Annotated in this window: 17 protein-coding genes; 10 read left to right on the top strand and 7 right to left on the bottom strand. The window is 40.8% G+C overall.

Going from position 1 to position 16,632, the window contains the following annotated elements:
• Positions 1 to 197 precede the first annotated feature (197 nt).
• Entirely contained in the window at positions 198 to 2,774 is a 2,577-nt protein-coding gene (locus tag NF418_RS09995; protein ID WP_256779495.1) for an SEC10/PgrA surface exclusion domain-containing protein, read from the bottom strand.
• A gap of 351 nt (positions 2,775 to 3,125) precedes the next feature.
• Here NF418_RS09995 and NF418_RS09990 point away from each other — a divergent pair, with 351 nt between their 5' ends.
• The 7 genes from NF418_RS09990 to NF418_RS09960 all read left to right on the top strand — a co-directional run bounded on the left by NF418_RS09990 (position 3,126) and on the right by NF418_RS09960 (position 8,713).
• Positions 3,126 to 3,941 carry a Cof-type HAD-IIB family hydrolase gene (locus NF418_RS09990; RefSeq protein WP_256779494.1) on the top strand — a complete coding sequence of 272 codons (816 nt, stop codon included), beginning with the start codon at positions 3,126 to 3,128 and terminating at the stop codon, positions 3,939 to 3,941.
• 9 nt (positions 3,942 to 3,950) lie between these two features.
• Positions 3,951 to 5,171, top strand: coding sequence for a peptidase T (gene pepT, locus NF418_RS09985; protein WP_256779493.1), 1,221 nt, complete (start codon positions 3,951 to 3,953; stop codon positions 5,169 to 5,171).
• Positions 5,172 to 5,302: 131 nt separating this feature from the next.
• The gene (locus NF418_RS09980; RefSeq protein ID WP_105117962.1) at positions 5,303 to 5,701 is read left to right on the top strand and encodes a DUF5684 domain-containing protein; all 399 of its coding nucleotides are present in this window, start codon (positions 5,303 to 5,305) and stop codon (positions 5,699 to 5,701) included.
• A 154-nt stretch (positions 5,702 to 5,855) separates the two neighbouring features.
• Entirely contained in the window at positions 5,856 to 6,173 is a 318-nt protein-coding gene (locus tag NF418_RS09975) for a PadR family transcriptional regulator (protein WP_256779492.1), read from the top strand.
• Positions 6,170 to 7,282: a DUF4097 family beta strand repeat-containing protein gene (locus NF418_RS09970; RefSeq protein ID WP_256779491.1), complete on the top strand. Its 1,113-nt coding sequence runs from the start codon at positions 6,170 to 6,172 to the stop codon at positions 7,280 to 7,282. Before NF418_RS09975 ends, NF418_RS09970 begins: the two co-directional genes overlap by 4 nt.
• An 11-nt stretch (positions 7,283 to 7,293) precedes the next feature.
• Positions 7,294 to 7,872 (top strand): DUF1700 domain-containing protein, encoded by a 579-nt coding sequence (locus NF418_RS09965; protein ID WP_256779490.1) that lies wholly within the window; start codon positions 7,294 to 7,296, stop codon positions 7,870 to 7,872.
• Complete coding sequence (locus NF418_RS09960; protein WP_256779489.1) at positions 7,859 to 8,713, top strand: DUF4097 family beta strand repeat-containing protein; 855 nt, start codon at positions 7,859 to 7,861, stop codon at positions 8,711 to 8,713. The genes NF418_RS09965 and NF418_RS09960 overlap by 14 nt, the downstream gene beginning before the upstream one ends.
• A gap of 35 nt (positions 8,714 to 8,748) precedes the next feature.
• Here the strand turns inward: NF418_RS09960 and NF418_RS09955 are convergent, their stop codons facing one another.
• Entirely contained in the window at positions 8,749 to 9,108 is a 360-nt protein-coding gene (locus NF418_RS09955; RefSeq protein WP_256779488.1) for a DUF1304 domain-containing protein, read from the bottom strand.
• A 3-nt stretch (positions 9,109 to 9,111) separates the two neighbouring features.
• On the bottom strand, positions 9,112 to 9,564 hold the full coding sequence (locus tag NF418_RS09950) for a MarR family winged helix-turn-helix transcriptional regulator (RefSeq protein WP_256779487.1): 453 nt from the start codon (positions 9,562 to 9,564) through the stop codon (positions 9,112 to 9,114).
• 153 nt (positions 9,565 to 9,717) lie between these two features.
• Between NF418_RS09950 and NF418_RS09945 the strand changes: the two genes are divergently transcribed.
• The 3 genes from NF418_RS09945 to NF418_RS09935 are packed head-to-tail and all read left to right on the top strand — an operon-like array spanning position 9,718 to position 12,179.
• Complete coding sequence (locus NF418_RS09945) at positions 9,718 to 10,476, top strand: threonine/serine exporter family protein (RefSeq protein WP_256779486.1); 759 nt, start codon at positions 9,718 to 9,720, stop codon at positions 10,474 to 10,476.
• Positions 10,477 to 10,480: 4 nt separating this feature from the next.
• Positions 10,481 to 10,930: a threonine/serine exporter family protein gene (locus NF418_RS09940; RefSeq protein ID WP_256779485.1), complete on the top strand. Its 450-nt coding sequence runs from the start codon at positions 10,481 to 10,483 to the stop codon at positions 10,928 to 10,930.
• 58 nt (positions 10,931 to 10,988) lie between these two features.
• Positions 10,989 to 12,179 carry a cation diffusion facilitator family transporter gene (locus tag NF418_RS09935; protein WP_256779484.1) on the top strand — a complete coding sequence of 397 codons (1,191 nt, stop codon included), beginning with the start codon at positions 10,989 to 10,991 and terminating at the stop codon, positions 12,177 to 12,179.
• Positions 12,180 to 12,240: 61 nt separating this feature from the next.
• Here NF418_RS09935 and NF418_RS09930 read toward each other — a convergent pair whose 3' ends face one another.
• From NF418_RS09930 to glmS, 4 genes are all read right to left on the bottom strand, one after another.
• A complete protein-coding gene (locus NF418_RS09930) occupies positions 12,241 to 13,071 on the bottom strand; it encodes an amino acid ABC transporter substrate-binding protein (protein ID WP_256779496.1) in 831 nt (276 codons plus the stop codon).
• A gap of 26 nt (positions 13,072 to 13,097) precedes the next feature.
• Positions 13,098 to 13,730: an amino acid ABC transporter ATP-binding protein gene (locus NF418_RS09925; RefSeq protein ID WP_105107820.1), complete on the bottom strand. Its 633-nt coding sequence runs from the start codon at positions 13,728 to 13,730 to the stop codon at positions 13,098 to 13,100.
• A 9-nt stretch (positions 13,731 to 13,739) separates the two neighbouring features.
• Positions 13,740 to 14,381 carry an amino acid ABC transporter permease gene (locus NF418_RS09920; RefSeq protein WP_256779483.1) on the bottom strand — a complete coding sequence of 214 codons (642 nt, stop codon included), beginning with the start codon at positions 14,379 to 14,381 and terminating at the stop codon, positions 13,740 to 13,742.
• Positions 14,382 to 14,531: 150 nt separating this feature from the next.
• A complete protein-coding gene (gene glmS / locus NF418_RS09915) occupies positions 14,532 to 16,343 on the bottom strand; it encodes a glutamine--fructose-6-phosphate transaminase (isomerizing) (protein WP_256779482.1) in 1,812 nt (603 codons plus the stop codon).
• Positions 16,344 to 16,632: the final 289 nt, after the last annotated feature.

The following is a 16,632-nucleotide window of genomic DNA, read 5'->3' as shown; positions in this document are numbered from 1 at the left end:
ATATGAGTCTTTCTAAAATGATAGTTTGAGCACTTTTCATTATAGGTCATATGGGACTTTTTTTCTATACTCAAAAAGGCTCCATAATTTCCATGGTGGATTTACCCACTACAGAAATTATAGAGCCATAATATCTTGCTCGCAAGAAAGAAAAAGAGAAGACTACTTAGTCCTCTCTAGATCTTAGCTGATATACATTAGTTTCCACGATTCTTTTTAGAAACTAAACCAAAAGTTAGAATCATCGCAATCAAACCTAAAATACTTACAAGGTATGACTGGTTTGATGATGTATTTGGAAGTGTATTAACAGAAGATGTTTTCTTATCTTGTTTGGCAGGTGCTGCAACAGGTGAAATGACTGCCTGTGAGCCATTACCGTTTGAAGCAACTAGACCAATAGTTTCCAAATCTTCAGCAGTCAATGTATAAACTGGTAAAGCTGCAGCAGTTGGTGCAGTATTCGGGATAGCAATAATTGTACCGTCTGCCAATTGGTATACACTATTTTCTGATTGCAAATTAAGCAAATCGACTAATCTGTCATACTCAGCTTTCACCAAGTTAGTTGCAGCAATCTTCTCGTCCAATACAAGCTTAGCAGCTGCAAGTGTTTCTTCATTCTTCGCAAGGATGGCTTTCAAGGATTCTACGCGCTCTTTCAATGTCGGTAAAATATCAACCAATTTCTTGCTATCTTCAATTAATTTTTCATTTTCAGCAATTCTTGCTTTTAGGGCATCAACCTTCGCTTTGGCCTCTTCAACCTTCTTAGCCTGAGCGTTTTCTGCAGTTACTGCAGCATCATAGGCCGTTTGAGCAGCCTCAACCTTAGATTGAGCAGCAGACTGGGCTGCCAATTTCTCAGAAAGAACTGCATTTGCCTGATTTAATTCTGCTACGATAGATTGGTTTGCAAGCTCAAGTGCTGCCAAATCAGTACGAGCTGTATCAAGATTCTGTTTTGTTTCTACAAGGGCTGACTGAGTAGTAGCCAACTCAGATTTAGCTTGTGAAAGACGAGTCTGAAGATTTGCAACCTGCTGATTCGCCGCAACAACTGTTGCAGCCAAATTAACATCTGCATTGCGCAAGTTCGTAATCGTAGATTCCAAAGATGCAATTTCAGCTTTTAAGCTCTCAATTTTTGCTGCATTGCTAACCGTAGATGTGCCTGTTCCAATCGCTGTACGACTAAATGAAGTACTTGTAATATTTGACGAAGGAACCATGTAGATATTGGTCGAAACAGATCCCGCACCAAATGTAGGACTAGTAGCTCTACGTGAGGTTGCACCTAAATAATAACTATCTTTACCTGTATCTTGTAATAGACTAATTGTATGACCATAGTTTGATGATGAGTCATTGAAGAGCATATACACAACAGAGATATAGAACAATTGTTTCAACTGATCAACGTTTGTTGCTTTGCCAAAATCACCCAAAGATTCATAACCACGGTTGTCAGAAGCACGTAAGCCTGAAGCTACTGCAGCTTGTCCAATAAGAGTAAAATTATGAGAACGTGCTGGTTGATTAACTTGATTATAAGCGGTAGCAACTTTTTTCGCAAACTCTTGTGCTGAAGTTGTTACAGTAACTGGAGACAAGCCCAATTCACTACGTACTCCATTTAAAAGCTCAGCTGTGAACAAAGCAATTTCATTTTGAACTTCTGTAGAAAGATTATTTGGATCAATCGTACGTGCATGATCTGCGGCAATCGATTTATAAGAGTTGAGGCTAGTCCAAGCACCGTAAGTAGATGTCTGAGTAGCGTTATCAATAGTTGCCCTGTATTGGTTTACTGCTGCTACATATGCTGCAGATCCATAATAGCCTGAAGATTCGATTGCCTTTAAAGCTGGTAGGGCTGTAGTTTTGAAAGTAGCTGGTAGAGTGATCTTATTGCTGCCTGCAACTGATGTTGCAACAGAAGTTGTCTCCGTTGTTGCCGGAGTTGCAGCCAATTCAGTTTGCTTAGCAGCTAGTTCAGATTCTTTCTGACTAACTTCATTCGCTAGTTGTTCTGTAACTGTTGCTTTGGCTGTTTCTACACCTGCTTGAGCAGCTGATAGAGACTGCTCGGTAGTAGAAATTGTTTGTTGCAATTCTGCAACTTTAGATTCTTGTTCCTGAACGGTTTTTTCTAGGTTCGAAACAGTTTCCTTTGCTGTATCAACACCTGTACCAACAAGTTTCTCTTCAACAACAGAGACGGTAGCCTGAGCCTCAGCAACTGTTTTATCCACAATCGATTTATCTGTTACTGCTGCCTCAACAACTTCTTTGGCATCCACAGTAACCTGATGTGCTGTTGCTAAGTTTGCTTCTTCTGTAATCACAGTAGCTTCCTGTGTAACTACTTCTGCTTGAAGATTTTCAATAACCTGTGGAGCTGCCTCCGCAGCTACAAGCGTTGCTTCAGCCGCTGCAACCTGCTCTTCAGCCGTCGCAAGTGTATTGGCACTTTCTGTTACAGTTTGCTCTGCTTGTGCAACAACCTGCTCTTGCGCAGTTTGTTCAGCTAGAACAGCTGTATAAGCTTGTTCAGTAGCCTGAACTTGCTCTACAGAAACTGGAGATTCAATCACTGCTGCTTGTGTCTCTGCCGTTTCAGATATAACCGGTGCCACCTCAGCTGTTGTAACCGCTGTGCTATCAGTTGCAGTAGTTGGCGTCACTTCATTTGCGTCTGCCACATGTTGTCCTAAAACAGCAACAGAGGCCGCTAAAGCAACACTCGTCGACTTAATTAATTTTTTTGACATTCTTTACTCCTATAGTAAGTAGTTTACATAGATTCAAAACATTCATATATAATTGACGGAAGTTAAATTCCTAGACCTATTTTACCTTTTTTGGAAGAGTAATGTCAAGCGAATTTTTACCCTTTTCTTCAACATTATTGACAAATTTTAAAAGGTAAAATGATTAAAATTATTATGTAATATAATTGTAATATATGTAATTCATTTGACATTTTATTCAATGCTATTTATCAATAAAGGAACATGAATATCTTTGTTTTTTAAAATATTTACTGGAAATACTCTTGATATTTTCTTCTTAACCTCAAATTATGCTATACTAATCTTAAATTCGAAACACTGGAGGTAATTATGATAAAACTGATCGCCCTAGACATGGACGGTACGCTCCTAAATGAGAATAAAGAATTGATGCAGCCGCAGATTGATGCCATCCATAAGGCAGTGGCAGCAGGTGTAACTGTCGTTCTCTGTACAGGCCGTCCCCTTGTTGGTGTCAAACCCTTCGTTCAGCAGTTGGGATTTGATACAGAAGATGAATACATCATTGTCAACAATGGTTGCTCCACTCACCTCACCCGCGACTGGTCTTTGATCGACTGGGAAGAACTCACAGACCAAGATATCGCTTATTTAGACGGCTTCACAAATTCAGACCATGTACAGATTTCCTTATTTGACGAAGAGGACTACTTTGTTCTTGCTGAAAAGGCAAATGATATGGTTGATTTGGACGCACGTTTAGTGGGCATGACTCCTCAATCAATTGATTTGAAGGAAGCCCAGTCAGGTCGTCACCGTTTCTTTGAAGCCATGTTTGTCGGTGAGAAGGAAGCCATTGATGCCTTTGAAAACCAGCACAATGACACCTTAAGCAAGGACTACACAACAGTTCGTTCCCAAGACTATCTATTGGAAATCCTGCCAAATGGAGCTAGCAAGGCTTCTGGTCTTAAAAAATTGGCAGACCGCCTGGGGATTTTACCTGAGGAAATCATGGCCATGGGAGATGCCAACAACGACCTTGAAATGATTGAATTTGCTGGTTTGGGAATTGCCATGGGCAACGCCAACGAGCAGGTCAAGGCTATCGCCCAAGACATCACGGATACCAATGAAAACAACGGCGTTGCCAAGGCCATTGAAAAACATATTTTGAACAAATAAGGAGATACTATGAAATACCCAACACTCTTAGACCGCTTTTTAGTCTATGTCAAAGAAAATACTCGCTCAGATGAGAACTCAACCACCACACCTTCTACTCAAAACCAAGTTGAGTTCGCACAGAATATCCTTCTGCCTGAAATGAAACGCATCGGCTTACAGAATGTTCACTACTTACCAAATGGTTTTGCGGTAGGAACACTCCCTGCCAACGACCCGAGTTTGACACGCAAGATTGGTTTCATCGCCCACATGGATACGGCAGATTTCAACGCAGAAGGTGTCAACCCACAAATCATCGAAAACTACGACGGCAACCCAATCGCTTTGGGAACTTCTGGCTATGAATTGCATCCAAAAGATTTCCCACAACTTGCCAATTACCAGGGGCAAACCCTGATTACCACTGATGGAACTACCTTGCTAGGTTCTGATGACAAGTCAGGAATTGCAGAAATCATGACGGCTATCGAGTACCTAGTCCAAAATCCTGACATCAAACACTGCGAAATCCGTGTCGGCTTTGGCCCTGACGAAGAAATCGGTGTCGGTGCTGACAAGTTTGATGTGGAAGACTTTGATGTGGACTTTGCCTACACCATAGACGGTGGACCGCTTGGCGAACTCCAGTACGAGACCTTCTCAGCAGCTGCTGCCAAGATTGACTTCCTTGGACGCAACGTCCACCCAGGATCTGCAAAAGACCAGATGATCAATGCTTTCCAACTAGCTATTGATTTCCACAATGCTCTTCCTGAGGCAGACCGCCCTGAGAAAACTGAAGGATATGAAGGTTTCTTCCACTTGATGAACATGGAGGGCAGCGTTGATACTGCTTCGACCACCTACATCATCCGCGACTTCGAGGAAGAAGATTTCCTTGCTCGCAAACAGCTCATGCTGGACATCGCTGAAAAGATGAATGCCAATTTTGACACTCCCCGTGTCATTGTCAACCTGCATGACCAATACTACAACATGAAGAAAATCATCGAAAAAGACATGACCCCAATCAACATCGCAAAAGAGGTCATGGAAAATCTGGATATCAAGCCACTGATTGAGCCAGTTCGTGGAGGAACAGACGGCTCTAAGATTTCCTTCATGGGCATTCCAACGCCAAATATCTTCGCTGGTGGAGAAAATATGCACGGCCGCTTCGAGTTCGTCAGTCTCGAAACCATGGAAAAAGCTGTTGATGTGATTTTAGGTATTGTAGCTTATAAATAAACAATTTGTTCAGACTTTCAATTGAAGGTCTGATTTTTTTGAAAATCTTTCGAAATTTTTGAAAAAAATCAATTGTATTATTGAACTAATACTGTTATAATAGAACCATCAAAAAGAAATGGAGTTTTATAATGACAGAAGAAACATTTGCACAAGGTATTTTAGTTGGGCTTTGGGGAGCCGGTATGATTTTTTCACTCATTTGGTATGTCCTTGTAACCATTTCCAACTTCATCCTCTTTAAAAAAGCTGGCTATGCTGGTTGGAAATCCCTCATTCCTTTCTACAACCTTTACGTCCAACAATGTATCACATTCGGCGAAGACAAGGGCTGGTTTATCCTCTTCCTACTCATCCCACTTGCTGGACCACTTTATGGCATTTATTTGACTTACTGCTATGGTAAAGCATTTGGTTTGTCTGATATTCAAGCCATCTTCTATGTCTTGTTTACACCACTTTTCAATGTCTACATCGCCTTCAATGACGGAAGCCGTTACCAAGGTCCACAAACTTTCTTTATCGACTAATAAATATAAAATGAAGCAACTTTTCCTATTTGGAAGGGTTGCTTTTACTTTTTTAAAAAATATATAAAAAATTTATATAATCACTTGATTTTAGCAAACGATAGGTATATAATTTATATATAAAATAATTACATAAAGATAAAGAGGTGATTTTATGTACTACCCCGTATCCTCTATCTTGATTGAATTTCTGATTTTGGCCATCGTAGAGAAACAAGATTCTTATGGCTATGAAATCAGTCAAACCATCAAGATAGTTGCTGATATAAAGGAATCCACGCTCTACCCTATCTTGAAGAAACTGGAAAAGGCGGGCTACGTCACCACCTATACCCAAGAATTTCAAGGGAGAAAGAGAAAATACTACACCATCACACCTGCTGGACGTGACCACATCCCCTTCCTGCAAGGTGAATGGAATACCTACAAAGATCATATCGACGGAATTATAGAAGGGAGCCTACGAAAATGACACGCGCAGAATATTTAACTCAACTGGAACAAGCACTATCTCAACTCCATCCAAGTGCTAGACAGGAGGCTTTAGACTATTTTAATGAATATTTTGATGAAAAAGGTGATGACCAGACAGCCATTGCTGAACTAGGTAACCCCCAAGAAGCAGCAAAAGAAATCATCGCCAATCTACCTGAAGATGCCCTAATTGCTAAGGAAGACCAAGGAGCTTCACAATCAGCCAAGGTATTTGATTTCGATTTTGACTTTGATTTCCAATTTGATTGGGATGGTTTTTTCAACAATTTCAAACACTCAGCTTATCAAGCTAGAGAAAGGATGGAATTGAAGGCGAAGAGCGAAGAATTACCTGAGTTTTCAAATCTCCAGATTTTGCTCGAAGACCAAGCTCTTCATGTTCAAGTTTACGATGGAGAAACAGTCTTATTGCACAATCCTGTTTCTGATGATGGCAACTATCAGGCTTTTGACTATCAACTGGTTCAGGATAGTTTGTACCTAACAAGCAAACCTTCCCCTAATCACCTCTGCTTCTCAAACAATCAAGCCAGCTCTGCTATTCTCAAAATCCCTAAAAAACTCCTGCCCCTTACCAATCTTAATCTACACACAAGAGATAGCAGTCTAACCATGGTAAATATGCAAGCAAGCGAACAATTGGTCGTTAATGCAGCAGACAGTAGCCTGACCATGACGGGTGTCCACAGCCAAAAATCGACCTTGGACCTAGAAGATACTAGCCTTGTTCTCTCAGGTGGGCAATCAAGGGATTTGACACTGAAAGCTAGTGATTCTATCATCACCCTAACAAGTCTTAACCTGTCACATGCCAGCATAGAATTAGAAGATTGCGTCTGGAAGCTAAACGGGTTTGCACTAGAAAACAGCCTAAACTGTAAAGCCGAAGATACTATTCTAACCTTTAAACCAAGTGCGGACATCAGTTTGGATATCTGGGAGGAGGATTCTAGCCTAAAACTTCCAAAGGATAAGGCGTTTACAATGATGAAAGAGGATGACATCACTCATCTCAGCTATAGGCAAGAAAATAGCCCTGCTCAGCTGGTTATTCATTGTCAAGACTGCCGGCTTACTGTTGGATAAAGGAGGTTTCCATGAATCGCAAGGAATATTTACAGAAGCTTGAAAAACATCTGAAGCACCTACCAAAAGAAGATTTTCAGGATACCATAGACTATTTCAATGAGTTTTTCGATGAGAAAGAAAACGACGAGGAAGCAATTCGAGAATTGGGCAGTCCAAAAGATGCAGCCCGTGAAATTCTAGCCAATCTCTATGATAAAGAGAAGATTGAGGATAAGCCCAATACCCGCAATATGGTCTGGCTGACCATCCTCTCTATCCTTGCCGCACCCGTCGGCATCCCCCTAGCCATCAGCTTGGTCGCCCTCTTCATCACCCTTCTCCTAATCATCTTTAGCCTCTTTCTGCTCCTTATCTCATTCTGGATTGTCCTCCTCAGTCTGGCAATCGCCCAGCTACTCCTCGCCTTTGACCTCTTCACACTATCATGGTCTACCTCCCTGCTCTTCACAGGCCTTGCCCTCATCTGCTTGGCCCTCACTCTATTGGGTAGTAAATTCACTTTAGACCTTGGAAGCAAAACCTTCTTGCTTGTTTTACATTGGATACAAAGAAAGATTCGCAAAGGAGGCTATCATGAAACAGCTTAAACCATTTACGAAAATCAGTCTGAACCTGTTAACTCTTGGAACAATTCTCAGCCTCATCGGCTACCTTGCTGGCGGTTGGACAAATATGAAAAACATTGGCAAAAACTACTTTCAGCCCCAAACGGCAAGCTTTACGGATATTCGTTCTATAGAGGTCAATGAAAGACTGTCCATCATGCCCTCGCCTGACAACCAATTTCACCTCCGCTACTATCGAAATCAGCATAAAGACACAGACCTACTCAGCCACCAAGTTCAAGATGGAAAATTAACTATTTCTAGTGCTTTTCAAGGTATCGTTTCTTATGATGGTTTACTCGAACCTATCTTAAATCTTGTCAATGACCAGAATGTTGCCTATTACCAACCTGTTTTACAGGTCCCTAAAAATAGCACAATCGAAACACTCTCAGGCAACCTTCAAGGAGACCTTTATTTGGATAAAGTGACCATTCAAAATCTTAATCTCACTGCAGAAGATGGGGACATCTTGATTGAAAACAGTCAACTCAGCTTTGCTCATTTGTCACACCTCAATGGAGAAGTAGCAATCAATCAGTCCACATTAACAAGTCCAGCGGACATCACCGATACTGCCGGAAGTATTCTAACAGTCGAGGATGGGGATTTTAAAGCTGAAAACCTAAAACTAGAAGGAAGACATAACATCAGTAATTACAATGGTTCCATTGACATTTCTCTTCATCCCAAAACAAAAACTGACATCCATATAGATGCCAGTCAAAATAATCTGGGAATTGATCTTCCAACCTATTCCAATCCCCAAGCCACTAATTACCTCTACATCTCTACACTAGATGGTGAATTGAGCATTCGGTAGTCGCTAAAAGCCCTCCTGACGGAAGGCTTTTCTATTTATTTAAACAACAAAATAGAAATTAATGCCAAGATTGCTGGTCCACCTTGGGTCAAAAGGATTTTGGGACTAGAAGTCGCTGCTCCGTAGCCTGCTGCTCCGATAACAAACAAGACAAAAATAGTTGTCACTTCAAGGTTGCCTGTGAAAATTCCATAGATAAGGAAAGCCGCCAACAAACCATTATAGATTCCCTGGTTTTTAAATAGGGTTGTCACAGACTTCCGTTGTAATTCTTCCTTCTCCATATTGAATACGCGACTGGTAGAGTCTGAGTGGGTTGCAAAAGTTTCCAAATACATGATATATAGGTGCTCAAGCGCTACGATACTCGCTAAAATAGTTGTAAAAATTGACATGGGTTATTCTCCTTTTTCTTCAATAACAGTTTCAACAGGTAGGTGTTGAAGGCCAGAAACTAATTTCTCCAAAAGATTACTCAATTGCTCTTCCTCCCTATCAGACAAAATGCTTTCCATTGCAGCTTTCACGGCTAGGTGATGAGCTGGTGGACGAACCTGTAGTTCATTTACTGCATACTGGGTGGGTTGAACCAGCATTTCTCTTTGATTTTCAGGATTGCGCTCCCTTTGAATATAGCCCTTGTCCTCCAAAATTTTTAAGTGTCGGGTTATGGCTGCACGGTCAATGCGAAGTTTTTCCTGTAAATCTTGTTGTGAACAGGGAGCTTGGTCAAGCAAGTTGGTCAGTAACTGATAACGAGTCAGACTAATCCCCAATCCCTTTTCAAACAAACTAGTGACTGTCTCGTCTGCAAGCTTTACCTGATAGAGTAACTGAGAAAGATGTTTCATATTTCTACCTTTCTGTTGATTTATCAACTGTTGATAAATCAATTATACCAGAATACGAATATTTTTCAAGAATTTTGCTTAACTTTAGAAAACTCTGTTATGTAAAAAGCAAGTTTTGGTATAATAGTTTTATATTAGGAAACGGAGGCTACCATGAACGATTCAAAAGAACTCAACTTAGCGATTGATGTGCTCATGTTAGCTGGTGCCATTCTCTTACAAAGTGGTGCTGAAATCCACAGAGTAGAAGATACCATGGTTCGGATTGCTCGTTCACAAGGAATAGAAAATGCAAATGTCTTAGCCATCCCAGCCGCCATCTTCTTTTCCATTGACCATACCAATATTTCTCGAATGAAGCGGATTATCAATCCAGTGCACGATATGCATAAAGTTTGTCTGGTCAATCAAGTTTCTCGTTCCTTGACTGCTAGACAAATCAATCTTGAACAAGCCCTACAAGAATTGAGCCACATCAAGCAACAACCTCTCCCATACACGCAATTGCAGACTATTTTAGCAGCTGCCCTAGCTGCACCCTTTTTCACAATTATGTTTGGTGGCAATTTGTTGGATGCAATAGCGACAGTCTTTGCGACCTTACTTGCTTTTCCCTTTTCCCTCTTGGTAGACCGTCTCATTCGAATTGAGTTTGTATCGAAATTTGCTGGAGCCTTTGCTTTTTCCCTATTCTCTTTACTGCTTGCAAAGTATTCTGACCTACCTATCAATCCCAATATGATAAATGCTGGTGCAGTTATGCCGTTTGTCCCCGGGATTGCCTTTACAAATGCGGTACGGGACTTGATGACCAACCATCTCAATACTGGAATGACAAAAATTTTTCAAACCTTGCTTGTCATCCTCTCCCTAGGAGCAGGAACAGCTGTTGCACTCTTAATTGTGGGGTAAATCAATGAATGTACTTTATTTTTTCTTGCAGGCTTTTGCTTCTTACATCGCTATCGCTGCCTTTCTTATTGTTCTCAATGTTCAGAAACAGTTGCTGATTCCAGGCGGGATATTGGGTATGTGTGTCTGGTTGCTCTACCTACTCCTTCTTGGTCCGACCAATGTTATCATTGCGACACTTATAGCTGCTATTGTAGGATCCTGTATTAGTCAAATATTGAGTATTCTATATAAAACACCATCCGTTATTTTCTCTTTAGCCATTCTTGCCCCCTTAGTTCCTGGCTATCGAGCCTATTTGGCAACTACGCAATTTGTATCAGAAAACTATAAAGAAGCCTTGGTAAATACGACTACTGTGCTTATGCTCGCACTGGTTATACCAATTGGCATGACCAGTGGAACCATCCTGATGCAAATTTATCGCTATCTTCAAACTAAAAAGTCTATCTGAGTTTCTTGAAAGCAGGTAGACTTTTTGTTAGAATAAATGAATATGTTTAGGAGGAGCTATGAAACAACAAATTCAGAACTTAAAACTTGCCGAACGCGGTGCCATTGTCTCCATCACAGCCTATATTGCACTTTCAGGTATCAAGCTGGCTGCTGGGAGTATGTTCCATTCTGATGCACTGACTGCCGATGCCTTTAATAATATTTCGGATATTATTGGCAATATCGCCGTCCTTGTCGGACTACGAATGGCTCAGAAACCAGCGGATACTGATCATAAGTTTGGACACTGGAAAATGGAAGATTTAGCTAGCCTCATTACTTCTTTCATCATGTTTGTAGTTGGTTTCCAAGTTCTTTACTCCACCCTTATCAAAATCATGAGCAACCAAACTGTAGTGATTGATCTGACCGGAGCAATAGTTGGTATTTTCTCAGCACTTGTAATGGTAGGCGTTTACCTTTACAATAAATCACTTGCTAAGAAGGTTCATTCCAAAGCCTTAGAAGCAACTGCAAAAGATAACCTCTCCGATGCCGTGACTTCTATCGGAACATCTGTTGCCATTTTCGCAGCAGCCTTCAATTTCCCTATTGTCGATAAAATTGCTGCCGTTATTATCACCTTCTTCATCTTGAAAACAGCCTACGATATATTCATGGAAAGTTTCTTTACACTTTCAGACGGCTTTGACGAGGAAGTCCTACATAAATATGAAGAAGATATTCTTAAACTCCCCAAAATTGTTGCTGTCAAATCCCAACGCGGTAGAACCTACGGCGCCAATATTTATCTGGATATTGTCCTGGAAATGAATCCTGATCTGTCAGTCTATGAGAGCCACGAAATTACAGAACAGGTGGAGCAACTTCTCACCTTAAAACACGGTGTTTTTGATGTTGATATCCATGTCGAACCCTCCGAAATTCCACATGACGAAATATTTGAACACGTCTTTGACAAACTCTACCGCTTCGAATCAGAAATTCAAGCTCACGAAGTCGGTTATGAAGATTTAATTGATGATAACTATCTCTTGATTGATGCCAAAGGTCGTTACCTCAACAAGTCCGAGATGCTCCAAGCCCATCCAGTCCAATCCACCTACCTCTCCAACTACCAAATGACCTCTATCAGTCAGAAATCCAAACTAGTCACCTTCGAAATTGACGACTATGTCCACACATCCCTCTGGCGACGGCATGAAAATTGGACAGTTGTATTTCATCAAATATCCAAAAAAGCCTAGTCGAACGACTGGCTTTTCGTTTGGATACAAAAAAAGAGCACATGGCTCCTTTTAAAAAATATTAGTTTTTCACTGCGTCTGTAGCAACATCTTCACCAAACCATTTTTGTGAAATTTCTTGGAAGGTTCCATCATTATACAATTCTGTAAAGGCTTTGTTAATATTTTCAACAAGTGTCGTATCTGACTTACGAGCACCTACTGCAAAAGCTTCGTTTTCATAGCCAGCATCAATAATGTTGTAGTCTGCAATAATTCCCTCTTGTTGCAAGTAATAGTTTGCATAGACACGGTCAATCAAGAGACCATCGATACGATCATTTTTCAAGTCAATCAAGGCTTCATTGAATGTCGCATACTGACTTGCATCATTATTCTGAACGATGTCTTTCAAGATTGCTGGTTGAGATTCAAAGACTGAGTAACCTGAAGAACCTGCTTGCGCACCCAAAATCTTATCCTTCATATCCGAAACTTGACTGATGTTGGATGATTTTTTTGTCACAAGTACTTGTTGGTTATCCATGTACGGATCAGTAAAGAGAACCTTTTCCTTACGCTCATCAGTTACAGAATAGCCGTTCCAAATCAAATCAATATTGCCATTGTTCAATTCAGTTTCTTTCAAATCCCAATCAATTGGCTGCCAGTCAACTGTAATACCATATTTCTCAAATACAGCATTAGCCAACTCTACATCAAAACCTGTGTAAGAGCCATCTGTTTCTTCAAAGCCCATTGGGACAAATGTCTTATCAAAACCAATGGTAATAGACTTCTCAGATTCATAAGTTGACCAATTGTCAGACTTAGTTGCCGACTGGCTCGAGCCACAAGCAACAAGAGCAAAACTAGTTACAAGAGCCGCAGCTCCAAGCATCATTTTCTTCATATTCATCATCATATTTGTTCCTTTTCTTAGTGTTTCGGTTCAATTTTGATGATTTCATCTGCGATATTTTCAGCAAACTGCATATCGTGGGTGACCACAATTTGCGTGATTCCAGTAGCCCTATTTTCAAGAATAAGTTTTTCTACTTCTTTTCTCAATTCAGGATCTAGGGCAGAGGTTGGTTCGTCATAGCCGATAATCTCAGGATCAATCATCATAGCACGCGCCAAAGCCACACGTTGCTTTTGTCCACCCGATAGTGAAAACGGATAGGCAGTAGCGTGGTTAGCTAGGCCAAGAGTATCCAAGAGTTTAAGGGCCTTGTCTTCCGCCTCTAAACGCGACATATTCTGCGTCTTCATAGGAGAGAGAACCAAGTTTTCCAAAACGGATAGGTGTGGGAAAAGCTGGAAGTCTTGGAAGACAAAGCCCAGCAGATGTCGTTTTCCCAACTCCTCAAGTGGCAGTTCCTGACCATTGTAAATCAGGGTGCCAGAGTCAATGGACTCCAAACCAGCCAACATCCGTAAGAGAGTTGTCTTACCACCACCAGATTGACCAACGATGGCAACGATTTTCCCCTCTGGAATGACCAAATCATAGTCGGAGAAAATCTGTTTATTATCAAATCGTTTGGATAGATTGCGTAGTTCTAACATGACTTCCTCCTATCTATAATAGTCAAATTTCTTTTCTACTTGTTTAGAAATAAGTGTAACAGCTCCAATCATCAAAAGATAGATTGCTCCTGCAATAAACATTGGTGCCAAACTTGCGTCACGATTGGCCGCAGTTCGGCTAGCAAGCAAGAGGTCGCTAACCCCTAAGGCATATACCAAAGATGTATCCTTGACCAAGGTCATAACTTCGTTGAACACACTTGGAAGGACAATTTTCACCACCTGTGGCAAGACGATATAACGAATGGTCTGAACGGGGGTAAATTTCAATACTTTTGCAGCTTCATACTGACCTTTAGGAATCGCCTCTATACCACCACGGAAAATTTCTGAAAAATAGGCTGCATAATTAAGCGTAAAGGCCAAGATAACAGCAGGCATACGGTCAAAAGTGATACCAACACTTGGCAAGACATAATAAACAAATATCAATTGTAATAGCAAGGGAGTTCCACGCATAATTAAAACGTAGAAATGCAATAGCCATTGCAAGGGTTTAAATTTTATTTGCATTAAAAATGCAAGAACAGCTCCCAGAGGCAAGGATAGTATCAAAACTAGAAAAAATACTTGCAGGGATACCACCGCTCCATTTAATAGACTGGGTAGAACTTCCAAAACATAAGCCATAGAATTCTCCTAAAAGAGTGATTAGGTTATAGTATATCAGAAAATATCATGTATTTCAAAGAATTTTTCAGAATTTTTAATAAATTTAACAAAATTTTGTATATTTTTTCAATTTACAGAAAAAAGGTCCGAAGTCCGAACCTTTTCTCCCTATTCAACAGTTACAGATTTTGCCAAGTTACGTGGCTTATCAACGTCCAAACCACGTTGTAAAGTCGCATAGTAAGCAATCAACTGTGTCGGAACGACCATAGCAATCGCTGACAAGAATGGATGAACAGTTGTCACCGTAATATCATCTTCTTCCTTAGCCACTGCTTCATCTACAATTGTCAAGACATTGGCACCACGCGCCACCACTTCCTGGATATTTCCGCGAGTATGGCTCGCAAGATGTGGGTGATTTGAAATCAAGGCCAAAACTGGAACACCGTCTTCAATCAAGGAAATAGTACCGTGTTTCAATTCACCAGCCGCAAAGCCTTCACATTGGATGTATGAAATTTCTTTCAATTTCAAGCTGGCTTCCATCGAAACGTAGTAGTCACTACCACGACCGATATAGAATGCGTTGCGAGTGGTTGATAAGAGTTTTTCAACTTTTTCAGCAATCACATCTTTTTCTGACAAGCTGGCCTCGATTGATTGAGCTACGATGGACAATTCATGCACCAAGTCAAATTCTTTCGCGTAGGCATTGCCATTTGCATCCCCGACAGCCTTAGCCAAGATCGCCAAAGTCGCAATCTGTGCAGTGTAGGCTTTTGTAGAAGCTACCGCAATTTCTGGACCTGCATGGAGCAACATGGTGTAAGTCGCCTCACGTGATAGAGTAGAACCTGGAACGTTGGTTACAGTCAAACTTGGGATGCCCATTTCATTAGCTTTAACCAATACCTGACGGCTATCAGCAGTTTCACCTGACTGGCTAATCATGACAAAGAGTGGCTTATTGCTCAAAAGCGGCATATTGTAGCCCCACTCAGATGAAATTCCCAATTCTACTGGTGTATCTGTCAATTTTTCCAAGAAGTCTTTTGCGGCAAATCCTGCGTGATAGGAAGTTCCAGCAGCCAAGATATAGATTCGGTCAGCTTCTTGTACTGCCTTGATAATATCCGCATCAACTGTTACCTGACCAGCTTCATTTGTATAGGCGCTAATCAATTTACGCATAACAGTTGGTTGCTCATCAATTTCCTTGAGCATGTAGTATGGATACGTTCCCTTACCGATATCCGACAGATCAAGCTCAGCAGTATAACTTCCACGTTCGATAGCATTGCCGTCGTAGTCCATAACTTGAACACTGTCTTTTTTCACGATAACCAATTCCTTATCATGAATTTCCATGTATTCACTTGTTTCGCGAATCATAGCCATGGCATCTGAGCAGACCATGTTATAGCCATCGCCCAAACCAATCAAAAGTGGAGATTTATTTTTGGCAACGTAGATAGTATCTGCATCCCTAGCATCAATCAAGGCGAAGGCGTATGAACCTTGAATAATCTTCAATGCTTTTTTGAAGGCTTCTAGAGTTGACAAACCTTCCTCAGCAAATTGACCAATCAAGTGCACAGCAATCTCTGTGTCCGTCTGACCTTTCAAGTCATGACCTGCAAGATATTCCTCTTTGATTTCCGCATAGTTTTCGATCACACCGTTATGAACAAGGATATGTCCAGCAGTTTGAGAAGTATGTGGATGAGCGTTGTTCTCTGTTGGTTTGCCGTGAGTTGCCCAGCGAGTATGACCGATTCCTGTTGTACCTTCAGTCTTGTCACCAACTTTAGCAGACAATTCTGCAATGCGACCTACTGCTTTTACCAAGTGAGCCTGCTCCCCACCCGTCACGAAAATACCAGCTGAATCATAACCGCGGTATTCTAATTTTTCAAGTCCTTGAATCAAAATATCAGTTGCGTTTGCATTTCCAACAACACCAACGATTCCACACATATCATTTCACCTACGATGTTTCTTAACATCGGCTTTCATTTTTTCATAAATTGGTCTAGTCAACTAATTCCAAAAAAAGACTAGTAAAGTCAGTATATAAAAAGATTTTACACTTGTCAAGAAATAAATTGGTCTAGTCAGATTTGAAAGGAGGTCAGGAAAATTTGCTAAATTCTCAAAGTAAGTTCTAGTCTGTCTTAAAAACTGGAAATTAGACTGAGACAAAGAAATAAGGTAGAACTTACTATGGGACAAGTTGGCAATCGACAATGAAAAACAAACACTTAAC

The sequence above is a fragment of the Streptococcus suis genome, from assembly GCF_024509555.1.
In the GTDB taxonomy this organism is placed as follows: Bacteria; Bacillota; Bacilli; order Lactobacillales; family Streptococcaceae; genus Streptococcus; species Streptococcus suis_AD.
The sequence above is the reverse complement of the archived record's forward strand: the minus strand, read 5'-3'. Positions and strand labels throughout refer to the sequence as shown.

Bases quoted from the DNA above. Each gene is read 5' to 3' on its own strand.
- NF418_RS09935 (WP_256779484.1), top strand. From the start codon at position 10,989: ATGAAACAACAAATTCAGAACTTAAAACTTGCCGAACGCGGTGCCATT.
- NF418_RS09930 (WP_256779496.1), bottom strand. From the start codon at position 13,071: ATGAAGAAAATGATGCTTGGAGCTGCGGCTCTTGTAACTAGTTTTGCT.
- NF418_RS09965 (WP_256779490.1), top strand. From the start codon at position 7,294: ATGAATCGCAAGGAATATTTACAGAAGCTTGAAAAACATCTGAAGCAC.
- NF418_RS09920 (WP_256779483.1), bottom strand. From the start codon at position 14,381: ATGGCTTATGTTTTGGAAGTTCTACCCAGTCTATTAAATGGAGCGGTG.
- NF418_RS09975 (WP_256779492.1), top strand. From the start codon at position 5,856: ATGTACTACCCCGTATCCTCTATCTTGATTGAATTTCTGATTTTGGCC.
- NF418_RS09940 (WP_256779485.1), top strand. From the start codon at position 10,481: ATGAATGTACTTTATTTTTTCTTGCAGGCTTTTGCTTCTTACATCGCT.
- NF418_RS09960 (WP_256779489.1), top strand. From the start codon at position 7,859: ATGAAACAGCTTAAACCATTTACGAAAATCAGTCTGAACCTGTTAACT.
- NF418_RS09955 (WP_256779488.1), bottom strand. From the start codon at position 9,108: ATGTCAATTTTTACAACTATTTTAGCGAGTATCGTAGCGCTTGAGCAC.
- NF418_RS09925 (WP_105107820.1), bottom strand. From the start codon at position 13,730: ATGTTAGAACTACGCAATCTATCCAAACGATTTGATAATAAACAGATT.
- NF418_RS09980 (WP_105117962.1), top strand. From the start codon at position 5,303: ATGACAGAAGAAACATTTGCACAAGGTATTTTAGTTGGGCTTTGGGGA.
- NF418_RS09995 (WP_256779495.1), bottom strand. From the start codon at position 2,774: ATGTCAAAAAAATTAATTAAGTCGACGAGTGTTGCTTTAGCGGCCTCT.
- NF418_RS09970 (WP_256779491.1), top strand. From the start codon at position 6,170: ATGACACGCGCAGAATATTTAACTCAACTGGAACAAGCACTATCTCAA.
- glmS (WP_256779482.1), bottom strand. From the start codon at position 16,343: ATGTGTGGAATCGTTGGTGTTGTTGGAAATGCAAACGCAACTGATATT.
- pepT (WP_256779493.1), top strand. From the start codon at position 3,951: ATGAAATACCCAACACTCTTAGACCGCTTTTTAGTCTATGTCAAAGAA.
- NF418_RS09945 (WP_256779486.1), top strand. From the start codon at position 9,718: ATGAACGATTCAAAAGAACTCAACTTAGCGATTGATGTGCTCATGTTA.
- NF418_RS09950 (WP_256779487.1), bottom strand. From the start codon at position 9,564: ATGAAACATCTTTCTCAGTTACTCTATCAGGTAAAGCTTGCAGACGAG.
- NF418_RS09990 (WP_256779494.1), top strand. From the start codon at position 3,126: ATGATAAAACTGATCGCCCTAGACATGGACGGTACGCTCCTAAATGAG.